This window comes from Pseudocitrobacter faecalis (assembly GCF_965231525.1).
GTDB classification, from domain to species: Bacteria; Pseudomonadota; Gammaproteobacteria; order Enterobacterales; family Enterobacteriaceae; genus Pseudocitrobacter; species Pseudocitrobacter faecalis.
The window spans coordinates 3,971,162-3,986,328 of sequence record NZ_CBDDNJ010000002.1; the positions used below are offsets into that span (position 1 = coordinate 3,971,162).

Sequence of the window (15,167 nt, forward strand, 5' to 3'; positions counted from 1 at the left end):
CGACTATGCGGGGATTGCTCCCCGCATAACGGCTATTTCTTCGTTTCGCAAGCGAGAACAGCCTTAAACTCAATACCGCGCTCCTTGACGCTCAATTCGCAGAGCGAACCTCCCATCATTAACGCCAATCCCAGCACCGTAAAACAGAGCACTATGATTGCCACAAGGGCGTATTTTGTCAGCATCGCGTTGCCTCCATGCGAAGAAGAGGCTACTATCCGATTGTTAGGGTCGGGTAGTCAGCCTCAGGTTGATAGTTAACATCTTCCTGGGGCCTCCTCTCTCCGACCTCCGCAGTAGCCTGAAGTCAGAAAGCCTCAGGCACCCGCCAGCAATCATACCCCTCGCCGCGCAAAACACTGTTTATTTATACAGCCAAATATAATTTTCGGAATACGTTTAGACGGGCATAAAAAAAGGTGCCGTTAAGCACCTTTTTAACATTTTCCATCCGCTTATTTAGCGATGGCTTTCTTTCTCAGGAACATCCAGCCCAGCCCCAGAATCACGAACCACAGCGGGGTGACGATCAGCGCCTGACGGGTATCGGTTTCCAGCGTCAGCAGAACGATTACGAACGCAAAGAACGCCATGCAGACCCAGCACATTACTTTACCCAGCGGCATCTTATAGATCGATTTCTCGTGCAGATGCGGACGCTGTTTGCGGTAGACCAGGTAAGAACACAGAATAATCGTCCACACGAACATAAACAGGATCGCAGAGACGGTGGTGATCATGGTAAACGCCGCGATCACGCTTGGGTTCACATACAGCAGCACCACGCCGCCCAGCAGGCAGATACAGGAGAAGGTCAGCCCTTTCGCCGGTACCGCGCGTTTAGAGAGCTTAGCGAACGCTTTCGGCGCTACCCCGTCCTGTGCCAGGCCGAACAGCATACGGCTGGTTGAGAACACGCCACTGTTTGCGGAAGATGCCGCTGATGTCAGCACCACAAAGTTGATGATACTTGCCGCGGCCGGTAGACCGACCAGCACAAACAGTTCAACGAACGGGCTCTTCTCAGGCACCACAGAACTCCACGGGGTGACCGACATGATGATGATCAGCGCAAAGACGTAGAACATGATGATACGAATCGGAATCGAGTTGATCGCACGCGGCAGGGATTTTTCCGGATCTTTCGTTTCCGCAGCCGTTGTCCCCACCAGTTCGATCCCCACGAAGGCGAAGACCGCTATCTGGAAGCCAGCGAAGAAGCCGCTAATGCCTTTCGGGAACCAGCCACCGTCATTCCAAAGGTGTGCAAAGGAAGCTTCGGTGCCGTTTGGCGACTGGAAGTGCATCAGCACCATCACCAGGCCCACAACAATTAGCCCCACGATGGCGACGATTTTGATCATCGCAAACCAGAACTCCATCTCACCGAACATCTTCACGGTAGCGAGGTTCAGGCTCAGAAGCAGCACAACAACGGCGAGCGACGCGACCCAATCCGACAGCCCAGGGAACCAGAACTGCGCATAGGCGGTTATCGCCACAACGTCGGCCATGCCGGTGACCACCCAACAGAACCAGTAAGTCCAGCCGGTGAAATAGCCCGCCCATGGGCCAAGCAGGTCGGCGGCGAAGTCGCTGAAAGATTTATATTCGAGGTTGGATAAAAGCAGTTCGCCCATCGCACGCATCACGAAGAAGAGCATGAAGCCGATTATCATATAAACAAAAATAATCGATGGGCCGGCAAGGCTAATGGTTTTTCCGGAACCCATAAACAGCCCGGTACCAATTGCGCCACCAATTGCAATAAGCTGAATATGCCGGTTAGTAAGGTTTCGCCGCAGCGATTGTTCGGCCGGAGCCTGTTCTTCGTCGGCTGCGACTTTTATCTGATCTACCATGTGATTTTCTTCCTGTTGGTTCTGTCTGTGTTGTGCAGGCTCTTGTGGCCTTTATTTCATCTAATGAGACGATCCCATAATAGGATGACTCGATATTAGGTAAGAATCGGCGGGATGAATACTATGATTTGAATATAATGTTAATTATATGTTAAAAGTGAGTGTTATATCACTCCAACTATGGGAAACACGTCACAAAAATACACGCAATAGATGTATTTGCAAGATAAAACGCCAGCAAATGTCTAACTTAAGGATTAACCACTGATTTTAATCATCCCCTCACCATAAGGAGAGGGGATGACAGAAGCTTACAGGATTTCCAGCAGCTCGACTTCAAAGACCAGGGTGCTGAACGGCGGGATGGACGCGCCAGCGCCGCGTTCGCCGTAGGCCAGGTTATGAGGAATAGTCAGTTCCCATTTGGAGCCAACCGGCATCAGGGTCAGCGCTTCGATCCAGCCTGCGATGACGCCATTAACCGGGAATTCAGCCGGTTCGCCGCGGGCAACGGAGCTGTCAAATACGGTTCCGTCGATCAGTTTACCGGTGTAATGCACGCGAACGTGATCGGTGCGCGCCGGAATTGCACCTTCACCCTGAGTCAGAACACGGAACTGCAGACCCGATTCGGTGCTGTTTACGCCCTCTTTCTCACGGTTTTCTTCCAGGTATTTCACACCGTCTGCCGCCATCGCCGCAAAACGTTCTTTACGCACCGCATCAGCACGTTCGTGGATTTCACGCAGCGCACGGTGTACCGCTTCAACCGGCACGGCAGGCTGTTTGCCTTCCAGCGCGTCGGCGATGCCGGCAACCAGTGCTTCCGGCAGCAGACCCTGCAAACCGGACTCGCTCAGTTGCTGTCCTACCTGCAGGCCGATGCCGTAGCTTGCCTGTGCTTCGATGGTGTCAAAAGTCGGGGTGGCCATTGTCTTTCCTTTCTTCGGGTATAAAGTAGCGGGCAGCATAACAGCCATGCTCTGTACGGTAAACTTTGTGTCAGGAAAGATGACAAATCGCGGGGAAAAAGAAACAATAGGCTGAGAGAATGATCTTGCCTTAGGATGTGTTGCGAAAGCGCGCTTTGCCTCGCCGTTCAGGCAGTTAGCCAGCTATACTCGTGACGAGGATAATAAAAGACGCGGAGCAGGAGGAAAACCATGCCCGGGCGATTTGAGTTGAAACCTACGCTGGTGAAGATTTGGCATGCGCCGGATAATCTTCGCATCATGGATCCGCTACCGACCATGCACCGCCGTGGCATTATTATTGCAGCGCTGGCGGTGGTCATCGGCTTTCTGCTGCCGTCCAACGACGACACTACGCCCGATCCGGTAAGCCGCACTGCGCAGCTCGATGTGCAGTCACAATCACGCCCACAGCCCGATAACGCGCCAATGCAAACGCAACTGGTGACGCCGAGCAACGATCCCGGTCTGGTTGCCCCCGTTGAACCGGAACCCATTCCTGAAGAACAGCCGCAGGAGCAAGAGCAGCCACAGGCGCAGAGCCAGCCGCAAACGCAGCCGTTCCAGGAGAATCAGGGCATCGACCAACAATGGCGATCCTATCGGGTAGAATCGGGTAAAACGCTGGCGCAACTGTTCCGCGACCATAATCTTCCGGCAACGGATGTTTACGCAATGGCACAGGTGGAGGGTGCAGGCAAGCCGCTGAGTAATCTACAAAACGGTCAGATGGTACAAATTCGCCAGAACGCCAGCGGTGTCGTAACGGGGCTAACCATTGATACCGGAAATGGACAAGTGCTGTTTACTCGCCAGCCGAACGGCAGTTTTATTCGCGCGCGGTAATTTACTCGCCCGATGATAACGGCATCATCGGGCTGACCTTATTTCTTGCTGACTTTATTTACCCACCAAATCCCCGAACACACCAACACCAGAGCCACGGCGTATTTCACTTCAAGAATATTTTCGCCGAGGAAAATAGCCGAAAGCACCGTCCCCGCAACCGGAATGACAAAGTTAAACGGTGCAATCATGCTGACGCGGTTGTATTTGAGAATCACGCTCCATAGGGCGAAAGCGACGGAGGAGAGGAACACCAGATAGGCGAGAATAGCCAGCGCCGTTGTGCTCTCAATCGCCAGATGGCCGCCCGTAAGATAGCCGCCCACGACTAACGCGCCACCACCGATTGCCAGTTGCCAGCCCGTCATCACCGTCGGGTCGACCGTTTGTGAGATACGCTTACCATAGAGCGTAGCCGCCGACAGGATAAAGGCGGCCAGGACGACAAAACCATCGCCCTGCCAGACAAAGCTGAAATCCGCCAGCGAGTGGTTGAAATTCACCAGCATCACGCCGATAAAGCCCAGCACGCAGCCGATGGTTTTGTTATAACTCAGGCGGTCATTCTGGTAGATAAAGTGCGCCAGCAGCACGCTAAAGAAAGTGCCTGTCGCATTCATGATTGAGCCTTTCACACCGGTAGTAAACGCAAGTCCGATGTAGAAGAAGGCGTACTGAATCGAGGTTTGCGTGAGCCCCAGCAGCGTGAGCTGACCGAACTGGCGACCGCTCAGGCGTGCGATAGGTTTACGCTGTGCCAGCGCGAAAAGCAGCAATACCAGCCCGGCAAACAGGAACCGATAGCCAGCAAAGACAATTTTCGACGGAATGTCGTCAGTCGCGATGTGAAAGAGTTCATAACCGTTTTTGATGGCAGGGTAAGAACTTCCCCATAACAGGCAACATAGCGTTGCGCAGGCATATGCAACATGTTTACGGGCAAAGACAGGAGCCGGGCAGGCAGTTTCCATTCCATACACCAGAGTTAAAATAACGTTTCATTTATTATCATGGATTGTATGAGAAATAGCTACCATACCAGCATTAACGCGGGGCGATAAAAAGCAAAACGCCGGCACAGGGCCGGCGTCTTGTCGTGGTGATGAGTAATTAATTACTCAGCAACAACGTTTACAACCAGTTTAGCGAATACTTCGCTGTGAACCTGGAAGTCAACTTCGTGCTCACCAGTGGTACGCAGAACGCCGTTCGGCAGACGAACTTCGCTCTTAGCAACAGCAACGCCAGCAGCAGAAACTGCATCAGCGATGTCGCGAGTACCGATGGAACCGAACAGTTTACCTTCGTCGCCAGATTTAGACGCGATGGTAACGGTGCCCAGTGCGTTGATTGCTTCAGCGCGTGCGTTAGCAGCAGCCAGAACGTCAGCCAGTTTAGCTTCCAGTTCAGCACGGCGTGCTTCGAAGAACTCAACGTTTTTCTTGGTAGCAGGAACAGCTTTACCCTGTGGTACCAGGAAGTTACGAGCATAGCCCGCTTTAACGTTAACCTGATCACCCAGGCTACCCAGGTTTGCTACTTTATCAAGCAGAATAACTTGCATTACCTTATCCTCTCAAAGTCGTATTAATGGACCGTGACCGATTACTGATGACGATCAGTGTACGGCAGCAGGGACAGGTAGCGAGCGCGTTTGATAGCGCGAGCCAGCTGACGCTGGTATTTTGCACGGGTACCGGTGATACGGCTTGGGACAATCTTACCGCTTTCGGTGATGTAGTTTTTCAGCGTAGCGATATCTTTATAGTCGATCTCTTGAACGCCTTCCGCGGTGAAACGGCAGAACTTGCGACGACGGAAATAACGTGCCATATGGCTAGTCTCCAGAATCTATCAATTCAATCTGCTCGGCATGCAGAACCATTTTTGTCAGGCCATTCTTTGCTTTGTGGCAAGAGATAAAACCCTGAACGGTGACTGCGCTACCGACCGTTATACTGTGAGTAATGGCCTGGTTTTCGTGTCCGCTAATAATAACGGGCATTTGGCACCACGCCTGCCGGTGAAAACCGGCTTCCTCTTGCACAGAACGATGCTCAAGCACGAACTGGCAGTGAGGAATTCCTGATGGACTGACCTTTCGAAGGGGAGCCCTGCACACGGTGCCGGACAGCGCCAGACGGTTGGTCATCAGAAATTACTCTTCAGAATCCCCAGCTTCAGCATCATCTGCGGTTTCGTTTGCGAAATCATCGCGACGTTCACGACGCTCGTCTTTCGCTTTAACCATCGGAGATGCTTCGGTAACAGCGTGTTTGGTACGCATAACCATGCTGCGGATAACGGCATCGTTGAAGCGGAAGTTAGTTTCCAGCTCATCGATCGCTTCCTGCGGCGCTTCAACGTTCAGCAGAACGTAGTGAGCTTTGTGCAGTTTGTTGATCGGATAAGCCAGCTGACGGCGGCCCCAGTCTTCCAGACGGTGGATCGTACCTTCTGCTGCAGTGATTGCACCAGTGTAGCGCTCGATCATGCCCGGAACCTGTTCGCTCTGGTCAGGATGGACCATAAAAACGATTTCGTAATGACGCATCGAATTGCTCCTTACGGATTATTCAGCCTCCTGTCTGGGTCAGCCGCGGCCCATGGAGGCAAGGAACGTGTTAAAGGGCGGCTGAAAAATTGACGCGTCATAATACTTGTACGGCCTGTGAAACTCAAGGTGATTGCACAAATAATTCGCACAAAGCGTAAAGCGGGTCTAAGGCGATGATTTAGAATCAAACAGCATCAGACACGCTGCTTTTTTGAACAACCCCATCAAAAATGGTCACGATTTGCACGACAAGAAACGATTACACTTTAATCAGAGAATAACCGTTTTGAGAGGAGCGAAGTTACCGTAACGTCAGTGCTGAAGTGGAGCGTACAGGATGAAAAACATCACCATTGCCATTCTCGCGGCGCTGTTTCTAAGTGCAAACGTCTCCGCCGCCATCAAAATCGACGCCCGCCAGGCTCGCAATATGGACGATGTGCAGAGCTTAGGGGTCATTTATATCAACCATAATCTCGCGACGGTCAGCGAGGCCGAGCTCGCGCTGAATGAAGAGAGCGACGCTCAGGGCGCGACATATTTCCGCCCGATATTAATGCATGAGCCGGGGAGTAATGGCGTGATACATGCCAGTGCCGATATTTATCGTTAAGCACCAGTGATATGCCAGAAAATGCAGTTGTCCGGTTTGTCCGAACAACTGCATTTTACATTTTACGGTAACGCAACCTCTGGGTCAGGCTCATGCGTTATGCGATTACGTAAATCACGTCTTATCAGCTCAATGACCCAAAACCAAAAAACATGCCCCAATATTTCAGAAACATACTCATCGATTGGTAGTTCCGTTAACGGTGGCGTCAGATTTAATACTGGGCAAAATATCCCATGCACGGCAACCGTCACGATTAACCCGGCAAGGACGCCCTGCCAGAGCTTCACTTTTGGGAAGCACTCTGCAACAACGCAATATCCAATCGCAAAAACAAGCGAAAAAATAATGTGCGTTACCATCACAGGATTAATCACATGTTCAGAGAAGGTATAGACTGTTTGAGTAGGATCAATGCCCATATAATCTCGTAAGAATATATAAGGCGGATTAAATTCATCCCGACCGCCAGAAAAAGTACGCGGTGGCAAAGGGACTTCTGCCCCCCACTTCACAAAGGCCGACATGATACCTGCGGCGAATCCAACAAAGGTCGCCACACCATAGCGACGACGATCAGGATCGGTTCTCACAAAAAGTCCTTTAAGCGCCATAGAAACCCCGCAATATTCCATATACAAAGACGAATAAGGGTCTGTCTTTTATCCCTGGCAGGCCGCTTTATTACTAAAAAAAGGCCCCGTCGCCTGACCGATGACATCCCTGAGGAGACTCAACGACGGGGCGCTTAGTTACTTCTGCCCGTAATAGGCGTTGGGGCCATGCTTCCGCATGAAGTGTTTATTCATAAGGTAGCCGTCGATGGGATTCAGCTGCGGGTTAATACCGCGCGCAATCCACGCCATCTTCGCCACTTCTTCCATCACTACCGCGTTATGCACCGCGTCGTGAGCGTCTTTACCCCAGGCGAATGGCCCGTGCTGGTACACCACAATCCCCGGCGTATGCAGCGGCTCGGCGTCACCCAGCGTTTCGATAATCACTTTGCCGGTGTTCAGTTCATACTCACCCTGCACTTCTTCTTCGCTTAATCCACGCGTACACGGGATATCGCCAAAGAAGTAGTCAGCGTGCGTGGTGCCTAGCGCCGGAATTGCCAGCCCCGCCTGCGCCCATGCGGTGGCATGCGTGGAGTGGGTATGAACAATGCCGCCAAGCGACGGGTAACGACGGTAGAGTTCGAGATGCGTCGCGGTGTCGGAAGACGGACGATACTGACCGTCTACGACCTTGCCGCTCATATCGACCACCACCATATCGGCCGCTTGCATGGTTTCGTAGGCGACGCCGCTGGGCTTGATCACCACCAGCCCACGTTCGCGGTCGATGGCGCTGACGTTACCCCAGGTAAAGGTCACCAGCCCGTAACGCGGCAGATCCATGTTGGCTTCAAAAACTTGCTGTTTGAGCTTTTGCATTATGCCGCCTCCACCATGCCCGCTTTCGCCATGCGCGCTTTCACCCAATCACGCGCTTTCGCCACTTCCGCCGCTGGGTCTTCCGCCGTTTCGCTCCACATCTCAATCAGGTAAGGCCCGCAATAACCACTCTGTTTGAGCGTTTCGAAGCAACGTTCGAAATCCACTATACCTTCACCAAACGGCACGTTTTTGAAGACGCCCGGTTTGGTGTCTTTCACATGCACCGCGACGATGTGCCCGATTCCGGCCTGCAATTCCATCTGTACGTCGTTATCCCACGCCGACAGGTTGCCAATGTCCGGATAAAGCTGGAACCACGGATTGTTGAGATAGTGCGCGTAGCCCAGCGCCTTGCTGATGGAGTTCATCAACGGATAATCCATGATCTCCATCGCCAGCGTCACCTGCGCGCGGCTCGCCATCTCAACGCTCTCTTTCAGGCCATCACGAAAACGACGACGCGTTTCGTTATTGGCTTCCTGGTAGTAAACGTCGTAGCCCGCCAGTTGGATCACGCGAATGCCGACATCCTGGGCAAACTGGATAGCTTTACGCATAATCTCCAGCCCCTGCGCCCGCACCGCGTCATCTTCGCTGCCCAGCGGGAAACGACGATGGGCAGAAAGACACATAGACGGCACGCGCACGCCGGTTTCAACAATTGCATTCACCAGCGCCAGACGCTGCTCGCGGCTCCAGTCGAGGCGCGACAGACGCTCGTCAGTTTCATCGACTGACATCTCGACAAAGTCGAAGCCCAACGTTTTTGCCAGTTGCAGGCGTTCCAGCCAGCACTCCCCGGCGGGGAGCGCTTTTTCATAGATGCCAAGCGGGATTTGTTTGGACAACATATCCGCTCCTTAGCCCCACAGTTGGGCGATGGAACGTTTGAACTGACGCGCGGCTTCAACCGGAGAGGCGGCATCACGGATGCTACGGCCAGCGATAAAGACATGAATGGGAATGCCTTTGAACAGCGGCAGATCTTCCAGCGCCAGGCCACCGGTGACGGTTACTTTGAAGCCCATGTCGGAAAGGCGTTTAATCGCGGTTATATCCGCTTCGCCCCACGCCACGCCTGCGGCCTGCGCGTCACGGCTGCGGTGATAAACCACCTGCCCAATGCCTGCGTCACGCCACTGCTGCGCCTGTTCCCAGGTCCAGTAGCCAGTCAGTTCGATCTGCACGTCACCGTTAAACTCTTTCGCCACGTCCAGCGCACCTTTGGCGGTGTTGATATCCGCACAGCAAATCACGGTCACCCAGTCAGCGTTAGCTTCGAAGCACATACGAGAAAGAATTTTTCCCGCATCGGCGATTTTGGCGTCAGCCAGCACGATTTTGTGCGGGTAGAGTGCTTTCAGATCGCGAACCGCACGTACACCTTCGCCCACACACAGAATGGTGCCGACTTCGATAATGTCGACTTCTTCGGCAATCAGGCGAGTGGTTTCGTAGGCGCTGTCCATAGTCTGGTTGTCCAGCGCGACTTGCAACATGGGTAATGACATCTTCAATTCCTTCTTAAGCAGCCGCGTTGGTGCGGTCAATGAGATCCAGTACTTCCTGCTCGGTACGGCAGGCGCGTAAACGGTCGAAATTCTCTTCATCTTCAAACAGGTTGACGATTTGCATGATGCCCACTTCCTGGTGAGTGTTGGCATCGACGGCCGCCATGGTGATGAGGATATCCACCGGGTCGTTATCTTCGTGGTTGAACTCCAGCGGTTTTTTCAGCGTCACCAGTGCAAAGCCGGTTTTCTTAACGCCCTCTTCAGGGCGTCCGTGCGGCATTGCCAGGCCTGGCGCGAGCACAAAGTACGGGCCGTGCTGTTCAACCGCATCCAGAATCGCCTGGTAGTAACGCGGCTCGACAACATCCGCCGCCACCAGCAGATCAACGCCGATTTTCACCGCGTCCTGCCAGGTTTCAGCTTCGGCCTGAAGACGGATAGATTTATTTTCCGCCAGCGAATCACGTAATTTCATGGCGCGTCCTTACTTCACGTCCTGCGGGAAATGTTCTTTGATCACTTCCAGCAATTTCGGGCCAAAGTCAGCCGGAGAGAGCATGTTGCGCACGCCAACCACATATTTGTTGCCAGTGACGGAGATCTCGCCCGCAATGTGCGTTGATGCGATGATGATATCCGCGCCGTTCAGTTCACTTTTGTACTCGCCAACCGCGCAGCTATTTACCGTGTGGTCGATGTTCGACTGGGTTAAAAACTGGTCCACTTTCATCTTCATGATCATGGAACTACCTTGTCCGTTGCCACACACAGCCAGAATACGTACGGTCATAATCAAAACTCCTTATTAAGCAGACTGTTCTGCCAATTGTTTTTCTGCATCTTCTTCAGCACGCAGCGCGCGGCCCGCGAAGAACATATAAACCAGTGCAATTACAATGATGACGGCCATAAAGGCGATACCGATGGAGAAGAAGCCCTGCATCATCGGCGGTGCCAGAATTGACCAGTCGGCCATGCCCATCCAGGCGCTCATACCGGTGAGTTTCACCGCCCAGACACAGCCAAAGATTTCAATCATCCCCATCACCAGACAAATCTTCAGCGCCGCACGCCAGCCGCCGAAGTGGTTAGCGAACACGCCGATGGTGGCGTTGGAGAAGAACATCGGGATAAAGCCAGGAATAATCAGGATCGAAGAGCCGCAGGCGACCAGGATGCCAACCGCAATCAGCTGACCGATGGTGCCCCACATAAAGCCCCAGACCACAGCGTTTGGCGCGAAGCTATAGATAGCGGCGCAGTCAATCGCCAGAACCGCCCCCGGGATCAGGCGCTGGGAGATACCGTTAAACGCTTCAGAGAGTTCCGCCACAAACATGCGCACGCCCTGAGTGATGATGAAAATCGCTACCGCAAAAGAGAAACCGGTTTGCAGGATGTAGACTGTCCAGTGCACCTTGCCAGCCATTGCCTGTACGGTGTCGATACCGAAGGAGAGCAGAATGGCGCCAAAGAAGATAGTCATCACAATCGCCGTGGAGACGATGTTGTCGTGGAAAATGTTCAGCCAGCCAGGCAGTTTGAGGTCTTCAACGCTCTCCTCTTTTTTGCCAAGGAATGGTGCGACTTTATAAGCAATCCACGCGGCAAACTGTTGCTGGTGTCCGATGGAGAAACCGCAACCATCGGTGACGATTTGCGTCGGCTTGTACATCATGTTGGAGGTAATGCCCCAGTAGAGCGAAACCATGATCGCGGTGCAGATAATGGTCGTCCACATGGAGTAGCCGAAGATAAACAGCGTAACGGCAATCAGTCCCGCCTGCTGGAACATGATGTGACCGGTGAGCATGATGGTACGAATACCGGTAATGCGACGCAGCAGCACGTAACTGATGTTCAGCGCCAGCGCTAACAGCACGGCGTAACCCACCCAGCTATAGGCATCGCCCATGCGGTCGATGGTCGCCATCATTGACGCATAAGTATCTGAAATTGCGCCATTAATGCCGTAAACCTCCGACATTTTCGCCACCACCGGTTTGAAGGTGCTGGTCAGAATGCCGGAACCAGCCTGAAGCAGCATAAAACCGATAATCGTTTTGATAGTGCCTTTGATAATTACACTGACGCTTTTACGCAGCAGGATGTAACCCAGACAGGTCACGATACCCAACAGCAGTGGGGCATTGGTCATGACCTGATTAAAAAACACGGTAAAGATGTTGTAGAGGATATCCATAACGCTCTCCGAAAATGAAGGCGCTGCGGTCAGCGCACGTCCGTCTGTTAGTTCGCACACTCTAATAATCAAAAATAATCACAACAAGATTCAATTTGATTAAATGTGACTTACGCCGCAATAATAATCATACAAACAGTGTGCTTTTCACGCACGGTAAAGCACTCAGGATATATCCTTTCATAATCAATGAATTAAAAATAACGCACTTTGATTCATCAAGTTACAAAAGTCTTATCTCGTCAAATATTCATACAAAAGTGCACAAAAACAGCCATTGCATTCCTGAGAAAATCACGTCATTATCAATCACAACAAATCACGGCATGACGTATTTTGAATATTTAAGAGGGATAAATCATGAGTAAAGTAGAAACCATCACACGTGAATCCTGGATTTTGAGCACTTTCCCTGAATGGGGCTGCTGGTTGAACGAAGAAATTGAGCAGGAGAAAGTAGCGCCGGGAACATTTGCGATGTGGTGGCTGGGCTGCACCGGTATCTGGTTGAAATCAGAAGGTAATACCAATGTCTGCGTCGATTTCTGGTGTGGCACCGGTAAACAAAGCCACGGCAATCCGCTGATGAAACAGGGTCACCAGATGCAGCGCATGGCGGGCGTAAAAAAACTCCAGCCTAACCTGCGCACCACGCCGTTTGTTCTTGATCCGTTTGCTATTCGTCAGATCGACGCCGTACTGGCCACGCACGATCACAACGATCATATTGATGTAAACGTCGCCGCCGCCGTGATGCAGAATTGCGCTGATGATGTGCCGTTTATCGGGCCGAAAACCTGCGTGGATTTATGGATTGGCTGGGGCGTACCGAAAGAGCGTTGCATCGTGGTCAAACCAGGCGACGTGGTGAAAGTAAAAGATATCGAAATTCATGCGCTTGACGCATTTGACCGTACTGCACTGATTACCCTGCCTGCCGATCAAAAAGCAGCTGGCGTCCTGCCGGATGGCATGGACGATCGCGCGGTGAACTACCTGTTCAAAACGCCGGGCGGCTCCCTGTATCACAGCGGCGATTCCCACTACTCTAACTACTATGCGAAGCATGGAAACGAGTATCAGATCGATGTGGCTTTAGGCTCCTATGGAGAGAACCCACGCGGTATTACGGACAAAATGACCAGCGCCGATATGCTGCGTATGGGCGAAGCGCTGAATGCGAAAGTCGTTATCCCGTTCCACCACGATATCTGGTCAAACTTCCAGGCCGATCCACAAGAGATCCGCGTACTGTGGGAGATGAAAAAAGATCGTCTGAAATATGGCTTCAAGCCGTTTATCTGGCAGGTAGGCGGTAAATTTACCTGGCCGCTGGATAAAGACAACTTCGAATACCACTATCCGCGTGGTTTCGACGACTGCTTCACCATTGAACCAGATCTGCCGTTCAAATCGTTCCTGTAAGCTTTTGTTCTGCCGGATACGCTTCATGTATCCGGCATGCAACACTTTTCTTTGCCGGATAGAGACTATCCGGTTCTCTCCCGACATAGTATTTTCGTGACATTTCAAATATCATCTTTGCTCATCATTTTTTATCGGATTAGCTCATGACGGAAGCGCAAAGGCATCAAATATTACTCGAGCTGCTGGCGCAGACAGGCTTTGTCACCGTGGAACAGGTGATGACCCGACTGGGGATTTCACCCGCCACCGCACGCCGGGACATCAATAAGCTTGATGAAAGCGGCAAACTGAAAAAAGTGCGCAATGGCGCCGAAGCCATCAATCAGCCGCGTCCACGCTGGTCACCGATGAATATTCATCAGGCGCTGAATCACGACGAGAAAGTGCGAATTGCCAGAGCCGCGTCACAACTGGTGATGCCCGGTGAAAGCGTGGTGATTAACTGCGGTTCTACCGCATTTTTACTGGGGCAGGAAATCTGCGGCAAACCGGTGCAAATCATCACTAACTATCTGCCACTGGCGAATTACCTGATCGAGCAGGAACATGACAGCGTGATCATCATGGGCGGGCAGTACAACCGCAGCCACGCCATTACGCTCAGCCCGCAGGGCAGCGAAAACAGTCTCTACGCGGGCCACTGGATGTTCACCAGCGGCAAAGGTCTCACCGCAGAAGGGTTATATAAAACGGATATGCTCACCGCGATGGCTGAGCAAAAGATGCTGAATGTTGTCGGTAAACTCGCCGTGCTGGTTGATAGCAGCAAAATCGGCGAGCGTGCCGGCATGCTGTTCAGCCGCGCCGATGAAATCGATATGGTGATCACCGGCAAGCAGGCTGACCCGGATATTCTTAAAGCGCTGGAAGCACAAGGTGTGCAGGTTCTGCGTGTTTAGAGATGGCGCGTAAAGAAATCCACGGCGCTGGTTAAGGCTTCTGGCGTAATACGATGACGGACGCCAGCTTGCCAGACACAGGTCAGATTAGCGTCCAGTTGTTCACGCCTCAACGCCTGCTGCAGACGAAATGTTTCATCAGGCGGCACGACATCGTCAGCATCTCCGTGCCAGAGCAGCAGCGGCCTGTCTGCTACGCGGGCGAGCTGCTGGCTGACATCCCACTCGGCCAGCAGCGGCGCAAGGCCAGCACGCTGCGCTTCAGCGGGGGGGAATAGGGTTGTGGAAAGCGAACTGAAATAGCCCGACCCCATCAGACTGGCGACACATTTAAGCTCAGGATGATGCGTCATGATACCCAGCGCCGTCATTCCGCCCATTGATGCTCCCGCCACCGCCAGACGCCCCTCACTCACCAGTCGTTCACGGTATAGCGCTTCCTGCAATGCCGGAAACTCGTGAAAGTTTTGCAGCAGGATCTGCCAGAAGTGCTGTAACCGTTGGTTTTCGTCACCATTAAAGCGCCCCCCATGCTCTGCCGCGCACGGCATCACCACGCGAAAACCAGCCTGCGCCAGCGCGACGGCAAAATAGCTGTAAACCATGTGTGAAGAGGTAAATCCATGATAAAACACAATGCAGGGTAGCGGTTGTTCAGCGAACCCCTTCGGGAACGCATGCAGGATTTCATTCCCCGCGAGCAGACGCATTTCCAGTTCAATCATCGGTTGCCTCCTTCCGGCATACTGAATATCAGGCAAAGCAGTGGGGTTTTAGCAGATGATCCTTTGTCTGATTTTTAACATTGAGAACCAAGTTGCACTTTCGTGAG

The 15,167-nt window shown here is 52.5% G+C and carries 20 protein-coding genes; 4 read left to right on the top strand and 16 right to left on the bottom strand.

Annotated features, from left to right (window positions below):
* Nucleotides 1-32 precede the first annotated feature (32 nt).
* From ACOXYR_RS19295 to fklB, 3 genes are all read right to left on the bottom strand, one after another.
* Entirely contained in the window at nucleotides 33-185 is a 153-nt protein-coding gene (locus ACOXYR_RS19295; RefSeq protein WP_108476145.1) for a Hok/Gef family protein, read from the bottom strand.
* A gap of 270 nt (nucleotides 186-455) precedes the next feature.
* Nucleotides 456-1,862, bottom strand: coding sequence for a D-serine/D-alanine/glycine transporter (gene cycA, locus ACOXYR_RS19300; RefSeq protein ID WP_108476144.1), 1,407 nt, complete (start codon nucleotides 1,860-1,862; stop codon nucleotides 456-458).
* Nucleotides 1,863-2,173: 311 nt separating this feature from the next.
* Nucleotides 2,174-2,794 (bottom strand): BamJ family beta-barrel-assembly machinery protein, encoded by a 621-nt coding sequence (fklB, locus tag ACOXYR_RS19305; RefSeq protein ID WP_015966186.1) that lies wholly within the window; start codon nucleotides 2,792-2,794, stop codon nucleotides 2,174-2,176.
* Between the two features lie 231 nt (nucleotides 2,795-3,025).
* On the opposite strand from fklB, the gene ACOXYR_RS19310 reads away from it, so the two are divergent.
* Nucleotides 3,026-3,679 (top strand): LysM-like peptidoglycan-binding domain-containing protein, encoded by a 654-nt coding sequence (locus ACOXYR_RS19310; protein ID WP_108476142.1) that lies wholly within the window; start codon nucleotides 3,026-3,028, stop codon nucleotides 3,677-3,679.
* A 38-nt stretch (nucleotides 3,680-3,717) separates the two neighbouring features.
* Here the strand turns inward: ACOXYR_RS19310 and ACOXYR_RS19315 are convergent, their stop codons facing one another.
* The 5 genes from ACOXYR_RS19315 to rpsF all read right to left on the bottom strand — a co-directional run bounded on the left by ACOXYR_RS19315 (nucleotide 3,718) and on the right by rpsF (nucleotide 6,233).
* Nucleotides 3,718-4,650: a DMT family transporter gene (locus ACOXYR_RS19315; protein ID WP_108476141.1), complete on the bottom strand. Its 933-nt coding sequence runs from the start codon at nucleotides 4,648-4,650 to the stop codon at nucleotides 3,718-3,720.
* Between the two features lie 143 nt (nucleotides 4,651-4,793).
* Nucleotides 4,794-5,243: a 50S ribosomal protein L9 gene (gene rplI / locus ACOXYR_RS19320; protein WP_015368607.1), complete on the bottom strand. Its 450-nt coding sequence runs from the start codon at nucleotides 5,241-5,243 to the stop codon at nucleotides 4,794-4,796.
* 41 nt (nucleotides 5,244-5,284) lie between these two features.
* The gene (gene rpsR / locus ACOXYR_RS19325; RefSeq protein ID WP_000135199.1) at nucleotides 5,285-5,512 is read right to left on the bottom strand and encodes a 30S ribosomal protein S18; all 228 of its coding nucleotides are present in this window, start codon (nucleotides 5,510-5,512) and stop codon (nucleotides 5,285-5,287) included.
* A gap of 4 nt (nucleotides 5,513-5,516) precedes the next feature.
* Nucleotides 5,517-5,831 carry a primosomal replication protein N gene (priB, locus tag ACOXYR_RS19330; RefSeq protein ID WP_015966189.1) on the bottom strand — a complete coding sequence of 105 codons (315 nt, stop codon included), beginning with the start codon at nucleotides 5,829-5,831 and terminating at the stop codon, nucleotides 5,517-5,519.
* Nucleotides 5,832-5,837: 6 nt separating this feature from the next.
* The gene (gene rpsF / locus ACOXYR_RS19335; protein WP_015966190.1) at nucleotides 5,838-6,233 is read right to left on the bottom strand and encodes a 30S ribosomal protein S6; all 396 of its coding nucleotides are present in this window, start codon (nucleotides 6,231-6,233) and stop codon (nucleotides 5,838-5,840) included.
* 340 nt (nucleotides 6,234-6,573) lie between these two features.
* Between rpsF and yjfY the strand changes: the two genes are divergently transcribed.
* On the top strand, nucleotides 6,574-6,849 hold the full coding sequence (yjfY, locus tag ACOXYR_RS19340) for a DUF1471 family protein YjfY (protein ID WP_108476140.1): 276 nt from the start codon (nucleotides 6,574-6,576) through the stop codon (nucleotides 6,847-6,849).
* Between the two features lie 62 nt (nucleotides 6,850-6,911).
* Here the strand turns inward: yjfY and ACOXYR_RS19345 are convergent, their stop codons facing one another.
* The 7 genes from ACOXYR_RS19345 to ulaA all read right to left on the bottom strand — a co-directional run bounded on the left by ACOXYR_RS19345 (nucleotide 6,912) and on the right by ulaA (nucleotide 12,008).
* Nucleotides 6,912-7,463 (bottom strand): YagU family protein, encoded by a 552-nt coding sequence (locus ACOXYR_RS19345; protein WP_108476225.1) that lies wholly within the window; start codon nucleotides 7,461-7,463, stop codon nucleotides 6,912-6,914.
* A gap of 138 nt (nucleotides 7,464-7,601) precedes the next feature.
* Nucleotides 7,602-8,288, bottom strand: a complete 687-nt coding sequence (ulaF, locus tag ACOXYR_RS19350; protein ID WP_108476139.1) for an L-ribulose-5-phosphate 4-epimerase UlaF — start codon at nucleotides 8,286-8,288, stop codon at nucleotides 7,602-7,604.
* Entirely contained in the window at nucleotides 8,288-9,142 is an 855-nt protein-coding gene (gene ulaE, locus ACOXYR_RS19355; RefSeq protein ID WP_182110928.1) for an L-ribulose-5-phosphate 3-epimerase UlaE, read from the bottom strand. Before ulaE ends, ulaF begins: the two co-directional genes overlap by 1 nt.
* 9 nt (nucleotides 9,143-9,151) lie before the next feature.
* Nucleotides 9,152-9,802 (bottom strand): 3-keto-L-gulonate-6-phosphate decarboxylase UlaD, encoded by a 651-nt coding sequence (gene ulaD, locus ACOXYR_RS19360; protein WP_108476137.1) that lies wholly within the window; start codon nucleotides 9,800-9,802, stop codon nucleotides 9,152-9,154.
* A 13-nt stretch (nucleotides 9,803-9,815) separates the two neighbouring features.
* Complete coding sequence (gene ulaC, locus ACOXYR_RS19365) at nucleotides 9,816-10,280, bottom strand: PTS ascorbate transporter subunit IIA (RefSeq protein ID WP_000776505.1); 465 nt, start codon at nucleotides 10,278-10,280, stop codon at nucleotides 9,816-9,818.
* A 9-nt stretch (nucleotides 10,281-10,289) separates the two neighbouring features.
* Nucleotides 10,290-10,595, bottom strand: a complete 306-nt coding sequence (gene ulaB / locus ACOXYR_RS19370) for a PTS ascorbate transporter subunit IIB (protein WP_108476136.1) — start codon at nucleotides 10,593-10,595, stop codon at nucleotides 10,290-10,292.
* A 15-nt stretch (nucleotides 10,596-10,610) separates the two neighbouring features.
* A complete protein-coding gene (gene ulaA / locus ACOXYR_RS19375; RefSeq protein ID WP_108476135.1) occupies nucleotides 10,611-12,008 on the bottom strand; it encodes a PTS ascorbate transporter subunit IIC in 1,398 nt (465 codons plus the stop codon).
* Between the two features lie 360 nt (nucleotides 12,009-12,368).
* Between ulaA and ulaG the strand changes: the two genes are divergently transcribed.
* Together ulaG and ulaR are read left to right on the top strand one after the other, a co-directional pair.
* Complete coding sequence (ulaG, locus tag ACOXYR_RS19380; RefSeq protein ID WP_015966199.1) at nucleotides 12,369-13,433, top strand: L-ascorbate 6-phosphate lactonase; 1,065 nt, start codon at nucleotides 12,369-12,371, stop codon at nucleotides 13,431-13,433.
* Between the two features lie 146 nt (nucleotides 13,434-13,579).
* Nucleotides 13,580-14,335, top strand: coding sequence for an HTH-type transcriptional regulator UlaR (gene ulaR, locus ACOXYR_RS19385; RefSeq protein ID WP_108476134.1), 756 nt, complete (start codon nucleotides 13,580-13,582; stop codon nucleotides 14,333-14,335).
* Here ulaR and yjfP read toward each other — a convergent pair.
* On the bottom strand, nucleotides 14,332-15,060 hold the full coding sequence (yjfP, locus tag ACOXYR_RS19390) for an esterase (RefSeq protein WP_421355698.1): 729 nt from the start codon (nucleotides 15,058-15,060) through the stop codon (nucleotides 14,332-14,334). The two genes, ulaR and yjfP, sit on opposite strands and share 4 nt — an antisense overlap.
* Between the last annotated feature and the right edge of the window lie 107 nt (nucleotides 15,061-15,167).

Coding starts and splice junctions, on each gene's coding strand:
- ACOXYR_RS19295 (WP_108476145.1), bottom strand. CDS start 185: ATGCTGACAAAATACGCCCTTGTGGCAATCATAGTGCTCTGTTTTACG.
- cycA (WP_108476144.1), bottom strand. CDS start 1,862: ATGGTAGATCAGATAAAAGTCGCAGCCGACGAAGAACAGGCTCCGGCC.
- fklB (WP_015966186.1), bottom strand. CDS start 2,794: ATGGCCACCCCGACTTTTGACACCATCGAAGCACAGGCAAGCTACGGC.
- ACOXYR_RS19310 (WP_108476142.1), top strand. CDS start 3,026: ATGCCCGGGCGATTTGAGTTGAAACCTACGCTGGTGAAGATTTGGCAT.
- ACOXYR_RS19315 (WP_108476141.1), bottom strand. CDS start 4,650: ATGGAAACTGCCTGCCCGGCTCCTGTCTTTGCCCGTAAACATGTTGCA.
- rplI (WP_015368607.1), bottom strand. CDS start 5,243: ATGCAAGTTATTCTGCTTGATAAAGTAGCAAACCTGGGTAGCCTGGGT.
- rpsR (WP_000135199.1), bottom strand. CDS start 5,512: ATGGCACGTTATTTCCGTCGTCGCAAGTTCTGCCGTTTCACCGCGGAA.
- priB (WP_015966189.1), bottom strand. CDS start 5,831: ATGACCAACCGTCTGGCGCTGTCCGGCACCGTGTGCAGGGCTCCCCTT.
- rpsF (WP_015966190.1), bottom strand. CDS start 6,233: ATGCGTCATTACGAAATCGTTTTTATGGTCCATCCTGACCAGAGCGAA.
- yjfY (WP_108476140.1), top strand. CDS start 6,574: ATGAAAAACATCACCATTGCCATTCTCGCGGCGCTGTTTCTAAGTGCA.
- ACOXYR_RS19345 (WP_108476225.1), bottom strand. CDS start 7,463: ATGGCGCTTAAAGGACTTTTTGTGAGAACCGATCCTGATCGTCGTCGC.
- ulaF (WP_108476139.1), bottom strand. CDS start 8,288: ATGCAAAAGCTCAAACAGCAAGTTTTTGAAGCCAACATGGATCTGCCG.
- ulaE (WP_182110928.1), bottom strand. CDS start 9,142: ATGTTGTCCAAACAAATCCCGCTTGGCATCTATGAAAAAGCGCTCCCC.
- ulaD (WP_108476137.1), bottom strand. CDS start 9,802: ATGTCATTACCCATGTTGCAAGTCGCGCTGGACAACCAGACTATGGAC.
- ulaC (WP_000776505.1), bottom strand. CDS start 10,280: ATGAAATTACGTGATTCGCTGGCGGAAAATAAATCTATCCGTCTTCAG.
- ulaB (WP_108476136.1), bottom strand. CDS start 10,595: ATGACCGTACGTATTCTGGCTGTGTGTGGCAACGGACAAGGTAGTTCC.
- ulaA (WP_108476135.1), bottom strand. CDS start 12,008: ATGGATATCCTCTACAACATCTTTACCGTGTTTTTTAATCAGGTCATG.
- ulaG (WP_015966199.1), top strand. CDS start 12,369: ATGAGTAAAGTAGAAACCATCACACGTGAATCCTGGATTTTGAGCACT.
- ulaR (WP_108476134.1), top strand. CDS start 13,580: ATGACGGAAGCGCAAAGGCATCAAATATTACTCGAGCTGCTGGCGCAG.
- yjfP (WP_421355698.1), bottom strand. CDS start 15,060: ATGATTGAACTGGAAATGCGTCTGCTCGCGGGGAATGAAATCCTGCAT.